Below are 13,013 nucleotides of genomic sequence, written 5' to 3'. Positions count from 1 at the left end.
CGTCCCCCGCCCGTGCGTCGGCTACGCCAGTCCCAGCCGCTCGGCCGCCGTCACCGCGTCCACCGGGACCGTGACCGGCTGCGGGGCGCCCGCGACGGCCCAGTCCGGGTCCTTGAGGCCGTTGCCGGTGACCGTGCAGACGATGGTCTGGCCCGGGTCGACCTTGCCCTGCTCGGCGGCCTTCAGCAGACCGGCGACGGACGCGGCGGAGGCGGGCTCGACGAAGACGCCCTCCTGCGCGGCCAACAGCCGGTAGGCGCGCAGGATCTCACGGTCCGTCACCTCGTCGATGAGGCCGCCCGACTCGTCGCGCGCGGCGAGCGCGAACTGCCACGAGGCCGGGTTGCCGATCCGGATGGCCGTGGCGATGGTCGACGGGTCTTTGACGACCTCGCCCCGCACGATCGGCGCGGAGCCGGACGCCTGGAAGCCCCACATCCGCGGCCTCTTCCCGGCGATCCTGTCGGCGGCGTACTCGGAGTACCCCTTCCAGTACGCCGTGATGTTGCCGGCGTTGCCCACGGGCAGGACGTGGATGTCGGGCGCGTCCCCGAGCATGTCCACGATCTCGAACGCGGCCGTCTTCTGGCCCTCGATGCGCACCGGGTTGACGGAGTTGACCAGCGCCACCGGGTAGTTGTCGGAGAGGCTGCGGGCCAGCGTCAGGCAGTCGTCGAAGTTGCCGTCGACCTGGAGGATCTTCGCTCCGTGCACGAGGGCCTGGCCCATCTTGCCAAGCGCGATCTTGCCCTGCGGCACGAGAACGGCACAGACCATCCCGGCCCGTACGGCGTACGCGGCGGCGGAGGCCGACGTGTTGCCGGTGGAGGCGCAGATGACCGCCTTCGCCCCCTCCTCCTTGGCCCGGGTGATGGCCATGGTCATCCCGCGGTCCTTGAAGGACCCGGTGGGGTTGGCGCCCTCGACCTTGAGGTGCACCTCGCAGCCGGTGCGCTCGGAGAGCACCTGCGCGGGTACGAGCGGCGTGCCGCCCTCCCGGAGCGTCACGACCTGCGTGCTGTCGGAGACGGGCAGCCGGTCCCGGTACTCCTCGATGATTCCGCGCCACTGGTGGGTCATTGCTGGTTACTCTCCTTCAACCCGCATGATGCTGGCGACACCCCGCACGGTGTCGAGGTTGCGCAGCGCCTCGACGGTCCCGACCAGGGACGCGTCCGACGCACGATGGGTGACGACGACGAGGGACGCCTCGCCGACCCCGTCCTGTCGGCTCTGCTGGCGCACGGTGTCGATGGAGACCCCGTGCTCGGCGAAGACCGTGGCGACCTGGGCGAGGACGCCCGGTTTGTCGGCCACGTCGAGGTTGATGTGGTACCGCGTGACGACCTCGCCCATCGGGCTGACGGGGAGCCGGGCGTACGCGGAGTCGCCGGGCCCGCGGGCCCCGCTGAGCCGGTTGCGGCAGACGGCGACCAGGTCGCCCAGGACGGCGGAGGCGGTCGGCGCGCCGCCCGCGCCGGGACCGTAGAACATCAGCTGCCCGGCCGCGTCGGACTCCACGAAGACGGCGTTGTACGCGCCGCGCACGGAGGCGAGCGGGTGGCTGAGCGGGATCATCGCGGGGTGCACGCGCGCGGTGACGGACGCCCCGTCGGCGGCCCGCTCGCAGATGGCGAGGAGCTTGATGGTGCAGCCCATCTCCTTCGCCGAGGCGAAGTCCGCGGAGGTGACCTCGGTCATGCCGTCGCGGTACACGTCGTCGAGCCGCACGCGCGTGTGGAAGGCGATCCCGGCGAGGATCGCGGCCTTGGCGGCGGCGTCGAACCCCTCGACGTCGGCGGTCGGGTCCGCCTCGGCGTATCCGAGCGCGGTGGCCTCGTCGAGCGCCTCCTGGTAGCCGGCGCCCGTGCTGTCCATCTTGTCGAGGATGAAGTTGGTGGTGCCGTTGACGATGCCGAGCACCCGGTTGACCTTGTCACCGGCGAGGGACTCGCGCAGCGGCCGGATCAGCGGGATGGCACCGGCGACGGCGGCCTCGTAGTACAGGTCCCGGCCGTGCTCCTCGGCGGTGGCGTGCAGGGCCGCGCCGTCCTGGGCGAGCAGCGCCTTGTTCGCGGAGACGACCGAAGCGCCGTGCTCGAAGGCGGTGGTGATGAGCGTGCGGGCGGGCTCGATGCCGCCGATGACCTCGACGACCACGTCGATGTCCCCGCGTTTGACGAGCGCGGTGGCGTCGGTGGTGACGAGCGCGGGGTCGATGCCGGCGCGGACCTTGGAGGGGCGGCGGACCGCGACGCCCGCGAGCTCGACGGGCGCCCCGATCCTCGCGGCGAGGTCGTCGGCGTGCGTCGTCATGATGCGCGCCACCTCTGAGCCGACAACCCCACAGCCCAGCAGCGCCACCTTCAGCGGACGCGTACGCATCATCCGACCTCGTTTCCTCATACCGTCATCGGTTGGACCAGTCTCACTCACCGGACGGGAGTTTCTATCCCTCGTCCGGATCGTGAGATGTCTATTTCATTTTCGCGGAGGCGAAAGACAGGAGATCTTCCACCCGTCCCCTCCGGCCTTTCTCTTCTGTTTCTCTCCGTCGTCAGCCGACGTCGAGGCGGAGCAGGTCCTCCTCCGTCTCACGCCGCACGATCACGCGGGCCTCGCCGTCGCGCACGGCGACGACGGGCGGCCGCAGCGCGTGGTTGTAGTTGCTGGCCATGGACCGGCAGTACGCGCCGGTCGCCGGGACCGCGATGAGGTCGCCCGGTGCCAGGTCGGCGGGCAGGAACGCGTCCCGGACGACGATGTCGCCGCTCTCGCAGTGCTTGCCGACGACCCGGACGAGCATCGGCTCCGCGTCGCTCGTGCGCGAGGCGAGGGCGACGCTGTACTCGGCGTCGTAGAGGGCCGTACGGATGTTGTCGGACATGCCGCCGTCGACGGAGACGTAGGTGCGCAGCCCTTCGAGCGGCTTGATGGTGCCGACCTCGTACAGCGTGAACGCGGTGGGCCCGACGATGGCGCGCCCGGGCTCGACGGAGATACGGGGGGTCCGCAGCCCGGCGGCCTCGCACTCGCGCGTGACGATCTCGCCGAGCGCCTTGGCGATCTCGTGCGGCTCACGGGGGTCGTCGTCGCTGGTGTAGGCGATACCGAGGCCGCCGCCGAGGTCGATCTCGGGGAGTTCGACGCCGTGCTCGTCGCGCACCTCGGCGAGCAGCTGGACGACGCGGCGCGCCGACACCTCGAAGCCGGCCATGTCGAAGATCTGCGAGCCGATGTGGCTGTGAATGCCGATGAGTTCGAGCCCGTCGAGGGTCAGGGCCCTGCGGACGGCCTCGGCGGCCTGGCCGTCGGCGAGCGCGATGCCGAACTTCTGGTCCTCGTGGGCCGTCGCGATGAACTCGTGGGTGTGGGCCTCCACGCCGACGGTGACGCGGATCTGCACGCGCTGCCGCTTGCCCAGCTCCTGGGCGATGTGGGCGACGCGCACGATCTCCTGGAAGGAGTCGAGGACGATCCGCCCGACACCGGCCTCGACGGCCGTACGGATCTCGCCCGCCGACTTGTTGTTGCCGTGGAAGGCGATGCGGTCGGCGGGCATCCCCGCGGAGAGCGCGGTGGCCAGCTCGCCCCCGGAGCACACGTCCAGGTTGAGCCCCTCCTCGTGCAGCCAGCGCACGACGGCACGGGACAGGAACGCCTTGCCGGCGTAGAAGACGTCGGCGTCGTGCCCGAAGGCGGTCCGCCAGGCGCGGGCACGGGAGCGGAAGTCCGCCTCGTCGACGAAGTACGCGGGGGTGCCGAACCGCTCGGCGAGCTCGGTGACACCGATGCCCCCGACGCTGACGACTCCGTCATCCGTACGGGTGACGGTCTGCGCCCAGACCTTCGGGTCGAGGGCGTTCAGGTCGGCCGGCGGGGCGGAGTAGTGACCCTCGGGCAGGACATCGGCGTGGCGGGGCCCGGCGGGGTGTGCGGAACGGCTCATGTCGTCGTGTGCTCTCTCAGATGTGTTCGGGTGCGTCGATGCCGAGCAGTGTCAGGCCGCCGGCCAGCACCGTCCCGGCGGCTTCGGCGAGCGCGAGCCGGGAGCGGTGGGCGGCCGAGGGTTTCTCGTCGCCGAGCGGCAGCACGGTGTGCTGGAAACCGAGGAGGGCGTCGGCGACGGCGACGAGATGCCGGGCGAGCCGGTCGGGCGCCCGCTGCACGGCCGCGGCGCGCAACGCGACGGGATACCCGGCGAGCGCACCGACGAGCGCGCCAGTCCCGGGGACCTCGCTGGGGGGCTCCCCGGCCCCGGACACCTCGCCGGGCACGGGCCCGAACCCGAGATCGGCGGCGTTGCGCAGCAGGGCCCGGACGCGGGCGTGGGCGTACCGCACCCGGAAGAGAGGGTTGCTCTCCCGCTGCACGAGGACATCACCGCCGACACGGGGCCGGTCGTGCCCGGCGGGGTGCAGCAGGGCCCAGCGGGCGGCGTCGGGGCCGAGAGGGGCGGGGTCCCGGGGGGCGGGGTGGGGGCGGAGGGTCACGTGGGTGGTGGGGCGGGAGTGGGGGGCGGGGGCGGGGGCGGCGCTCCCGCCAGACACGGGGACAGTTACCGGTACCGGTCCAGGTACAGGGGTGATGTCGGCCCGGCCGCCCTGGGTGGCGACGATCCGCACGAGACTGTCGGCGACGACCTGGGCCCGTACGTCCCCGTCCGTGATCCGCAGCACGACGGTCTCGCCCGCGAGGGCGTCACCGAGCCCGTACTCCCCGCCCGCGATCTCCGCCACGAGGTCGCGCACACCTGCCTCGACCCGCACGTTGATGAACCCGGGCCCGGTGATCTCGACGCCGGCGACCCCGTCCTGCTCATTGAGGTGCGCCCGCACGATCTCGGCCACGTCGCGGGGCGTGCGCCGTGCGTCCCGGGCCAGCTGCAGCGCGACGTTGGTGGCGTAGTCCCCCCAGCCACCGGGCCCCGGCACGGTCACCGCCACCCGCTCGGGCACGGCCACGCTCAGCTCTCCCGCCTCCACAGCACACCGCACCGCGCGCAGCACGGTACGGGAGAGCTCGACGGGGGTCACGGGACAAGCGTAGGGGAGGAGGGGGGTGGGTAGGCGACCCGATTCGGCAGGGTCCCGCGATGTGGACGGAGCCCCGCTGCCGCTCGGGTGCGGTGCATCCCGCGAGCCCGCACGCCGACGAGGCCGACGAGGCTGACGAGGCTGACGAGGCTGACGAGGCTGACGAGGCTGACGAGGCTGACGAGGTCAGGATCCGGCGCGCCCCGCGCACTCGGCGCCCCCGCCGCCCCCACAGGCCCCGCCCTCGTCGGCGCCGCGCTCTTCGACCGACGGCCGCTGCTGGGCCGACGGCCGCTGCTCGATCAACTGCCGCACGAGCGCGACCAGTTCACTGGGCTCGAAGGGCTTGGCGAGGAAGGCGTCGACACCGACATCGGTCCCGTTCTCGACCTCGTACTGCGTACAGGCGCTGACGATGGCGAGGGGCAGGTCCCGAGTCCGGGGGTCGGCCCGGAGGATCGCGGCGGTCCGCAGCCCGTCCAGCCGGGGCATGACCACATCCAGGGTGACGACATCGGGCCGGACCTCGTGCACGACGTCCAGACACTCGGCACCGTCGGCGGCGGTCACGACCTCGATACCCTCCAGTTCGAGGTTGACCCTGATCAGCTGCCGGATGACCTTGTTGTCGTCTACAACAAGAACCCGGCCAGTGGCGCCTGGCACAACTCGAGAGTAGGTCGGCCCCCGCCACCGCGTCCGGGTTTTCCCCACTTCCACCCCGTCCGGGTGGCGCCCCCCAGGTCAGCGCCCCGCACCGCACCGCGGAAACCTGTTCATGGCACCCCCACCAGAGCTGGTAGGGTTCTACCCGTCGCCGCGATCACCCGCGACGGACACGCCCCCGTAGCTCAGGGGATAGAGCAACGGCCTCCGGAGCCGTGTGCGCAGGTTCGAATCCTGCCGGGGGCACCCAGCATGAGGTGCCCAAAGACCCCGTCACCAGCGGCAACGCTGAGGCCGGGGTCTTCGCGTATGTGCAGGCGGATGCAGGCCCAGAGCGAGCCGGGAGAGCCGGGTCTCCGGATGAGGCGTCGGCGGATCTCAGGTTTCAGCGCAGTTCGCAGACCGCCTCCTGATCCTGGTTCGCCGACCCCCTGGGGCATGGAGCGCCGGTGGAGTGGCCACCCCCGCAGCAAGGATACAACGGGGAGGATGAAGAGTAGGATCAGTAGCATGAGCGAGCCTACCGGGAAGTACTCGATCACGATGCCGCGCGACATCGCCGAAGCGGCCAAGGCCCGCGGCGGCCCCTCGGGGCTGTCCGCCTACGTGGCGGCAGCCGTTGCCCGTCAGATCGAACGCGACAACCTCAACGAACTCATCGCCGTGGCCGAAGCCGAGCACGGTCCCATCACGGACGAGGAGATCCAGGCCCTGCGCGACCAGCTCGGCCAGGCACGACGTGATCAGACACAGGGCGAAGCGAGCGCCGCGTGACCCGCTCGCCCGCAGTCCCCGGTGGCACCCTCGTCCTCGACAGCGAAGGGCTCGCCCAGGCCGTCCTGCGTGAACGCGCGGTCACGAACTGGCTCGCCCTGGCTCGCGCCGACGACCTGCGGGTGATCACGTCCGCAGCCACCCTCGTCGAAGTGGTCCATCCCCGCATCAACCGCCCGGCCCTGGAGTGGACGCTCTCCCGCCTCGTCGTCGAACCGGTCACCGAGTCGGTCGCGCGTCACGCGGCCGTCCTGCTCGCCGATGCCGGCCGTCACGGCCACAAGTACGCCATCGACGCCATGCTCAGCGCCACCGCCCTCGCGGCGCCCGGTCCCGTAACGGTCCTCACCTCTGATACGGAGGACATCGCGGCGCTGTGCGGCGGGCGTGCCACAGTGATCAGAATCTGACGGCGGGCGTTGAGCGCCTGGGAGCGACGGAGGCGGCTGACCTACATCGACCTGTTCCTGACGTCCCAGTTCCACCGCGTTCCGGTCGCCCCGATCCCCAGCTCCACCGTGACCGCCTTCATCGCGGCCCACTCGGCCGGAATCCCCGGCCGCAGCTCGGCGTTTCCGCGCACTGCATGACGGCATAGCTCAACGGGATGCTTCGACAGCCGTGCCATGACTCGGTCCTCACGGAATCACGCCTCCGCTGAGCCCGGAGCGGTCCCCCGGTTACGGGGAGACGCGCGGAGCCGGGGCGCAGAGAGAACCGGCCATCACCGTCGCGCATGTGTCAGATCGCGCCACTCAAGGTCCAACCTCGTTGCGCCTGCAACGCGTTGTACGAGAGAGTGTTCGACTCACGGTGAGGAGTACGTGACGCAGGGGGACGCCGTGACGGGCTGCGCGGTCACGCTATGCGACGCGGGTGCGGGGGTGGGGTGGGTGCATGAGGTTCGGCATGAGGTCGTCGACCTTGGCGGATCTCGTCAAGGGATCGGTTCGATCGACGACCCGGGCACGCTGATCCAGACCATCGGCCGATCGCGGAGTACCTTCACGCGGCGACGCGACGAGAGCTCTTACGGGGACGGGGGCGGGCAAGCAGTATGAGGAAGTGGGACATTGAACCGGGCGGGGTGTACGGCGTGTTGCGCCACACCGGGGATGAGGCCGAGGGACTGGCGAAGGCCGGCGAGGCGCTCGGCGAGCACATCCAGGGGGCGGCGATGTCCGCGGGCTCGATGGCGCAGGGCTACGGACCGTACGTTCCCGGGCTGGGGGCGGTCGCGGCGGCGTTGGGCGAGTACTTCAAGGCGCGCAAGGACTCCCTCCTCTATCTGGCGGCGCGCACCTGGAGCTCGACCCAGGGCGCCTCGACCGCCACTCAGGCGTACCAGAACGGCAGCCTCGAGATGGCCGCCAACGCCCAGAAGGAAGCTTCGAAGGAGCCGGACGTCGAGGCGTTCCTGAAGGCGATGAAGGCACAGGCGGCCAAGTGACCACCGGCGGGGCGATCGATCCGGCGGGCATACCCCATTTCACCGGAAATCTGGACGATGTCGAGAAGAGCGCCGCCGGAGTGCACACGGCGGCCGAGAACCTGGCCGAGCACAGCCACGGGGTTCACTCCACCTTCCAGGGCCTGTCTGCCTTTTACCAGGCTCCTGAGGCGGAGAAGCTGTTCGCCTCGACGCATACGATCCCTGAGGAGGCCGACACACTCAAGGCTGAACTGTTCACCGTCGCCTCGGCGTTGGAGGAGTACGCCGCGGCGGTGCGTCCGATCGTCGTTCGGATCGAGCACATCCGCGCCCAGGCCACCACGTTCGCCGCGAGCGTGGAGGGGGACGACGACTGGCACAAGGACGCCGACAAGGTCTCGAAGAACAGAGGGCTGCGTCACGACCTGGCTGATGCCTTGGAGGACTTCGCGACCGCGCAGAACGACTGCGCGACCAAGATCAGCCGTCTGGTCGGCGGCCCCGAGTACATGCTCACGCCGACCGGGGACACAGCGCTGATCCCCAAGAACGCTCAGTTCAACGGCTACGACGCCGAGGCATGGGAGCACGCGGAGAAGACTCCATGGGGCTCGCCCGTCGAGCGCGAATACGAGGGCGTGGAGTGGCTGTGGCACCAGAGTAAAAGTCTGGTGTGGGACGGCTTCGTCATCAACGGCCTGAACGGAACGCTCGACGGCCTGGCCACATTGACCGGCTTACGCGGCTGGGACCAGGCCGGCGCGGCGTGGAAAGGACTGGGCGATGCGGTGGGCGGCATCGGCCAGTACACGATGACGCCGTACGACTGGGTCATGGACCACACCATCGGTCCTGATGAGGAGAGCGCGGGCGAGAAGCGGCAGAAGGAAGCCGCCAGGAACTTATTCAAGGGTTTCGTCGCCTACGACGACTGGAAGGAAAATCCCGCACGGGCCGCCGGAACGCTCGGATTCAACGCACTTACCCTCGCCGCCGGTGCGGGCACGGGAGCCGGGGCAAGAAGCGGGGCCGGGGCCCGCGCCCTGTCGGCCCTGGGCAAGGCCGGGCGCCTCGTCGACCCCATGACGTACATCGGCAAGGCGGGCAGCTTCGCCGTGGTGAAGGTCGGTGACGCGTTCACCGCGCTCAAGAACCTCTCCGGCAGCCCGACACCCCTGCACCTCACGGACGGCGGCTCGTTCACCCCGCACGAGGCCACAGCCGGCTTGCCGGAACGGCCCGCGGCCATCCCCGAGCGCGCCATCCCGGGCACCGACGAGTTCGGCCGGACCGTCTACCTCGACACGGAGACCGGGCACCTGCTCAACGCGGACGGCACCATCCACCAGCACGTCGATGACGCGGTCAAGGAACGGCCTCCGGTCCACGCCGACACGACAGCGCCCAGTCAAACGGCACGCAGGCCGGAACCGGTCGGCGCGCACGCCGGGAGCAACACGGCCGGTGGCACTGGGCGTACCGGCGCCCACGCGACGGGCGGTGGCGCACGCGACCTCGGGCCAACGGGACCGGAGACGGCGCCTACCGGAGGAACGGCTCATGCCCCATCCGGCGCAGGACACACTGTGGGTGGCACGTCCCTGGACGACCTTGGCCGTGCCCGGGAGGGTGCCGTCGGCTCCGGCCGCAACGGCACCGGGTCCCATGGGGACGACCTGCCGAGACCCCGCGAGGAGAGCCGGGACGGAGACTCCGGTCTCGACCAGGACGACGCCAGAGCTGACGCCGCGCGTCACTACACGCAGGCCGAACGCCAGGAGATCGCGCGTCAGCAGGTGGAGCGCGCCAACAGCGACAAGCAGTACTTCAAGGACGTATACAAGAAGAACGGCAACCGCAAGTTCGTCGTCCCCGACGAAACAGGGCTGATTCCGCCGCAGCTGGTCAGGTCTGAACCGAACGGCCCCTGGATCTCTGTCTCCGATGCCGCGGACCCGATCCCGCCGGATTACCTCGCCCGTGGCATCAAGGGGACGCGCGGCACCGCCCAGGCCCACGCCATCGACACGCTCGACGACTCCTCACACACCCGTCACGAGGCCATCGCCGCGGACAAGACGGCCGAGAATCGCCTCACGGCCGCGAAGGAGGCCCTGGCGCAGCACCACTCCCAGGCCAACCTGGACGCCGTCGCGGCGGCCGACAAGGCACACAAGCCGCTGCACCGGCACATGGGGGAATCCGCCGAGGCCTACGGCGAAGCCATCGCCGAGCACCATGCGGTCCCCGAGCACTACCCCGGTTACGAACGGATGGAACTGGACGGGCCGAGGAACGGCAACGACCAGTTCGACCAGGTGTGGCGCCATCCGGATGGCAGGGTGGTTGTCGTCGAGGCGAAGAGCAGCGTCAACACCCGGTTGGGTGCGCGGAACCTGCCCAGCGGGATACGCGTGTCTCAGGGCACTCGCGAGTATTTCAACGACATTCTTCGGGAAATGTATGAGCGGGGAAAGAAGAATCCACGCGAGCAGGAGCTGGCCGAACAACTCGAAGAGGCGCTCGCGGATGGAAAGTTGGACTACATCGCTGTCAAGGGTAACGTAAACACAGGCCACTACACTGGCTACACCATGGACAAGTTCGACATCGGGTGACGGAGAATCGGTGAGAATTCACATTGCGCGGCACGGCGTGGCCGGACCTGACGACGAGGGCTACGCCAAGCGACTGGCCGACGGTACGGCACGGTCGATCGGCCGTCTCGAGCGGTCACCCCGCATGTTCGACATCACCTTCGACAAGACGGTGATGACCGTACAGGCCCGCTGCGCCATCGACCCCAAGGCCATCGCGCTCGAAACGTGGGAAGCCACCGTCAACGCGATGCAGGTCGGTTCGGCGATCTTTGCCACGGCCGGCGTCGACCAGGGGACGGTTCCGTGCCGCATCGACCGTGAAGTTCGCTTCATCCCCGCCACGGGCTCCCAGCCGTATGCAGACGCCGGGAACTGGTTGAACGCATTCTGGTTCGCCATCGTCTGTCGCGATCAGCGCCGTATGACCGATCTGTGCGCAGTCCCGCAGAGCCTGCTGCGTGAGTCGGGGCACGAGTACGACGAATACATCTACCACTGGATCGACACCTTGCAAGCGTACTGGCTGAAACGCCCCAACATGGTGGAAGCCTTTACCGCCGCGATTCAGCAGTCACATCCCGATATCGCGCGGATCGCCGATCGAGACCTGTTGAACAAGATCCTTTACCAGCCGATCAACTTGTTCCACAAGTTCGTTCGCAAGAACGAGGCCGGTTTCAACGAGGCGCTCGTCGAGGCCCTGGAGCACCACAAGACGTACTGGACCGAGACCGAGGACCGCGAGGAGAGCGTCGAGGGACTTCTCGCTCTCGGTCCGCTGGCCATCACGTGCCTGGCCTACGACGGTGGCATCCCCGTCGAGGTGGAGTCCGACTACCTGCCCAAGCATCTGGTGGAGCGCACCTGGGTCGGGGAGTTCGAGGTCTGAGCCGCGTGCGCCGCGTGCGCCTCGTCGACCCAACCCGGCAAGGCCCGCCATCCCACGCGACGTCATGGTCTCCCACCACCGCGCTGAGAGACCTCATCAGCCCCAGCCATCACGGAGCCCTCCGCATGACCCGGGACGTCATCGCTCTCACTCCCAAGATGCCCGACACCTGGGCACTGCTCGCCGGCCTGTACGCGGGCGGCCCCGAGCTCTCGTTGACAGCTGCCGACGACGGCGCGGTCCTCCAGCTGCGCACACGGGCGGGGCGCCCTCTGGTCTCCGTCGAAACGCCTCTCCTTGTCCATACTCCAGGCGAAGCGGAGCGGCTCCTCGGCCCCGAAGTCACCCCACCAGCGCTGCCGTTCTGGTGGACCGAGGCCCGTGCGTCCACCGCCGTCCCCGGGGCCGAAGCCCTCGCGGGTTCCGTCTGCGGACGCCTCACCACCTTGCTCGGCGGTACCGTCTGGCCGACCGGCAGCGCCACCACCCGGGTGATCAACGCTGAGGAAGTCCCCGCCACCGAAGGGGAGACGGTCGATGCGGCACCGGCCCCTGCCGTCCCCGCGGTCGACGTGCTGACCGACTCCACCGCGGTCGTCCTCGCCGACCGCCCTCTCCTGAGCTTCACAGCCTGGCTCTCCGACGTACTACGCGCCGCAGCCGACGCGAATCGCGCCCTGCACCTGGTCACACCACCCCACGTGCGCCTGACCCTGCCCCTGCGCACCGCGCTGTCCGGCGTACCCAACCGCTGGGTGATCCAGGACCCCGCAGGCGGCTACTACGACGGACTGTCCGGTGTCCCCCTGGCCTGGCGAGGCGGAACCTTCGCCCAGACGGGCACCACGCTCGCCGGCGCCTTCACCGCCCACACCGAGCCCACCCAGGAACGGCAACTGACCGTCTCCTTCCGTTCCGTACACGCTCCCGCCCCGGACCTCTGCCTGGGCCGGGGACTGGCGGCAGCCTGGCAGCACCTGACCGACTCGGCGCCCTCTGGCTGGGGGACCGCCGAGCCGATCAACCTGCCCTGGTCACCACGTCAGTTGACCGGACTGGCTCGCCACCGTGCGCCCTCCCCCACCCATTTCCTCGCGGTCGGCCACCCCGACCGCCCAGCCATCGCCACCCTCCGTACGACCCGCACCACGGTCGGCGTCGCGGAGGACGTCACGTTCACTCTGGGCTACGGCCGCGGCGAAGACGTACCTCTGGAGGCCATCAGCTCCCTCGCGGCAGCCCTGGTCGACAAGCACAACCTGGCGACGATGCTCACCACGCTCCGCGCAGCCCGAGCCGACCTCACACAGCCCCCGCACCTTGAGGGCCCGCCCGTCCCCGTCTCCTTCACGCTCGGCCCGCGGGACACCGACGCCGTCGGACTCGCACACGCCGGCCGCCCTCCGATCGCCGTGGAGCCCGAGCGACTCGGCACCGCCGCCCGCCCGGCCCTGCACTACCCCTTGGGCGACGGCACCTGCGCCGACGCGTGGGCCCAGTTGCGGCAGCTCACCGCCCACCTCAAGAAGACGACCACCAGACAGGGACGAAGCGATCCGGTCCCTGCGCAGTCAACTCAGCCAGGCACGACGTGAACAGGCACACCGCGGAGCGAG

At 70.0% G+C, this 13,013-nt stretch carries 12 protein-coding genes and 1 tRNA gene; 7 read left to right on the top strand and 6 right to left on the bottom strand.

Annotated features, from left to right (window positions below):
* Positions 1–21: 21 nt before the first annotated feature.
* From thrC to ACFY93_RS20565, 5 genes are all read right to left on the bottom strand, one after another.
* Positions 22–1,080, bottom strand: coding sequence for a threonine synthase (gene thrC / locus ACFY93_RS20585; protein WP_391360892.1), 1,059 nt, complete (start codon positions 1,078–1,080; stop codon positions 22–24).
* 6 nt (positions 1,081–1,086) lie between these two features.
* Positions 1,087–2,385: a homoserine dehydrogenase gene (locus ACFY93_RS20580; protein WP_391361090.1), complete on the bottom strand. Its 1,299-nt coding sequence runs from the start codon at positions 2,383–2,385 to the stop codon at positions 1,087–1,089.
* Between the two features lie 172 nt (positions 2,386–2,557).
* Positions 2,558–3,949, bottom strand: coding sequence for a diaminopimelate decarboxylase (gene lysA / locus ACFY93_RS20575; RefSeq protein ID WP_391360889.1), 1,392 nt, complete (start codon positions 3,947–3,949; stop codon positions 2,558–2,560).
* Positions 3,950–3,965: 16 nt separating this feature from the next.
* Positions 3,966–5,036 carry an ArgS-related anticodon-binding protein NrtL gene (gene nrtL / locus ACFY93_RS20570; protein ID WP_391360885.1) on the bottom strand — a complete coding sequence of 357 codons (1,071 nt, stop codon included), beginning with the start codon at positions 5,034–5,036 and terminating at the stop codon, positions 3,966–3,968.
* A gap of 186 nt (positions 5,037–5,222) precedes the next feature.
* Positions 5,223–5,756, bottom strand: coding sequence for a response regulator (locus ACFY93_RS20565; protein WP_391360882.1), 534 nt, complete (start codon positions 5,754–5,756; stop codon positions 5,223–5,225).
* A gap of 120 nt (positions 5,757–5,876) precedes the next feature.
* Here ACFY93_RS20565 and ACFY93_RS20560 point away from each other — a divergent pair.
* The 3 genes from ACFY93_RS20560 (at position 5,877) to ACFY93_RS20550 (ending at position 6,886) form a co-directional block, all read left to right on the top strand.
* Positions 5,877–5,948: transfer RNA gene (locus ACFY93_RS20560), tRNA-Arg, on the top strand.
* A gap of 264 nt (positions 5,949–6,212) precedes the next feature.
* On the top strand, positions 6,213–6,476 hold the full coding sequence (locus tag ACFY93_RS20555; RefSeq protein ID WP_391360879.1) for a CopG family transcriptional regulator: 264 nt from the start codon (positions 6,213–6,215) through the stop codon (positions 6,474–6,476).
* Positions 6,473–6,886, top strand: a complete 414-nt coding sequence (locus ACFY93_RS20550; protein ID WP_391360877.1) for a type II toxin-antitoxin system VapC family toxin — start codon at positions 6,473–6,475, stop codon at positions 6,884–6,886. The genes ACFY93_RS20555 and ACFY93_RS20550 overlap by 4 nt, the downstream gene beginning before the upstream one ends.
* 41 nt (positions 6,887–6,927) lie before the next feature.
* On the opposite strand, the gene ACFY93_RS20545 is transcribed toward ACFY93_RS20550, so the two are convergent.
* Positions 6,928–7,059 (bottom strand): hypothetical protein, encoded by a 132-nt coding sequence (locus ACFY93_RS20545; protein ID WP_391360874.1) that lies wholly within the window; start codon positions 7,057–7,059, stop codon positions 6,928–6,930.
* Positions 7,060–7,533: 474 nt separating this feature from the next.
* Between ACFY93_RS20545 and ACFY93_RS20540 the strand changes: the two genes are divergently transcribed.
* The 4 genes from ACFY93_RS20540 to ACFY93_RS20525 all read left to right on the top strand — a co-directional run bounded on the left by ACFY93_RS20540 (position 7,534) and on the right by ACFY93_RS20525 (position 12,992).
* On the top strand, positions 7,534–7,926 hold the full coding sequence (locus ACFY93_RS20540; protein WP_391360871.1) for a DUF6507 family protein: 393 nt from the start codon (positions 7,534–7,536) through the stop codon (positions 7,924–7,926).
* Positions 7,923–10,526: a hypothetical protein gene (locus ACFY93_RS20535; protein WP_391360868.1), complete on the top strand. Its 2,604-nt coding sequence runs from the start codon at positions 7,923–7,925 to the stop codon at positions 10,524–10,526. The genes ACFY93_RS20540 and ACFY93_RS20535 overlap by 4 nt, the downstream gene beginning before the upstream one ends.
* Positions 10,527–10,536: 10 nt before the next feature.
* Positions 10,537–11,397 (top strand): Imm49 family immunity protein, encoded by an 861-nt coding sequence (locus ACFY93_RS20530; protein WP_391360865.1) that lies wholly within the window; start codon positions 10,537–10,539, stop codon positions 11,395–11,397.
* A gap of 125 nt (positions 11,398–11,522) precedes the next feature.
* Positions 11,523–12,992 carry a DUF6177 family protein gene (locus ACFY93_RS20525; RefSeq protein ID WP_391360862.1) on the top strand — a complete coding sequence of 490 codons (1,470 nt, stop codon included), beginning with the start codon at positions 11,523–11,525 and terminating at the stop codon, positions 12,990–12,992.
* The last annotated feature ends 21 nt before the right edge of the window (positions 12,993–13,013 follow it).

The sequence above is a fragment of the Streptomyces sp. NPDC008313 genome (genome assembly GCF_042956125.1).
Taxonomy (GTDB): Bacteria; Actinomycetota; Actinomycetes; order Streptomycetales; family Streptomycetaceae; genus Streptomyces.
The sequence above is the reverse complement of the archived record's forward strand: the minus strand, read 5'-3'. Positions and strand labels throughout refer to the sequence as shown.

Excerpts from the sequence above, each read along its gene's own strand:
- thrC (WP_391360892.1), bottom strand. The coding sequence starts at position 1,080 with ATGACCCACCAGTGGCGCGGAATCATCGAGGAGTACCGGGACCGGCTG.
- ACFY93_RS20580 (WP_391361090.1), bottom strand. The coding sequence starts at position 2,385 with ATGCGTACGCGTCCGCTGAAGGTGGCGCTGCTGGGCTGTGGGGTTGTC.
- lysA (WP_391360889.1), bottom strand. The coding sequence starts at position 3,949 with ATGAGCCGTTCCGCACACCCCGCCGGGCCCCGCCACGCCGATGTCCTG.
- ACFY93_RS20555 (WP_391360879.1), top strand. The coding sequence starts at position 6,213 with ATGAGCGAGCCTACCGGGAAGTACTCGATCACGATGCCGCGCGACATC.
- ACFY93_RS20540 (WP_391360871.1), top strand. The coding sequence starts at position 7,534 with ATGAGGAAGTGGGACATTGAACCGGGCGGGGTGTACGGCGTGTTGCGC.
- ACFY93_RS20525 (WP_391360862.1), top strand. The coding sequence starts at position 11,523 with ATGACCCGGGACGTCATCGCTCTCACTCCCAAGATGCCCGACACCTGG.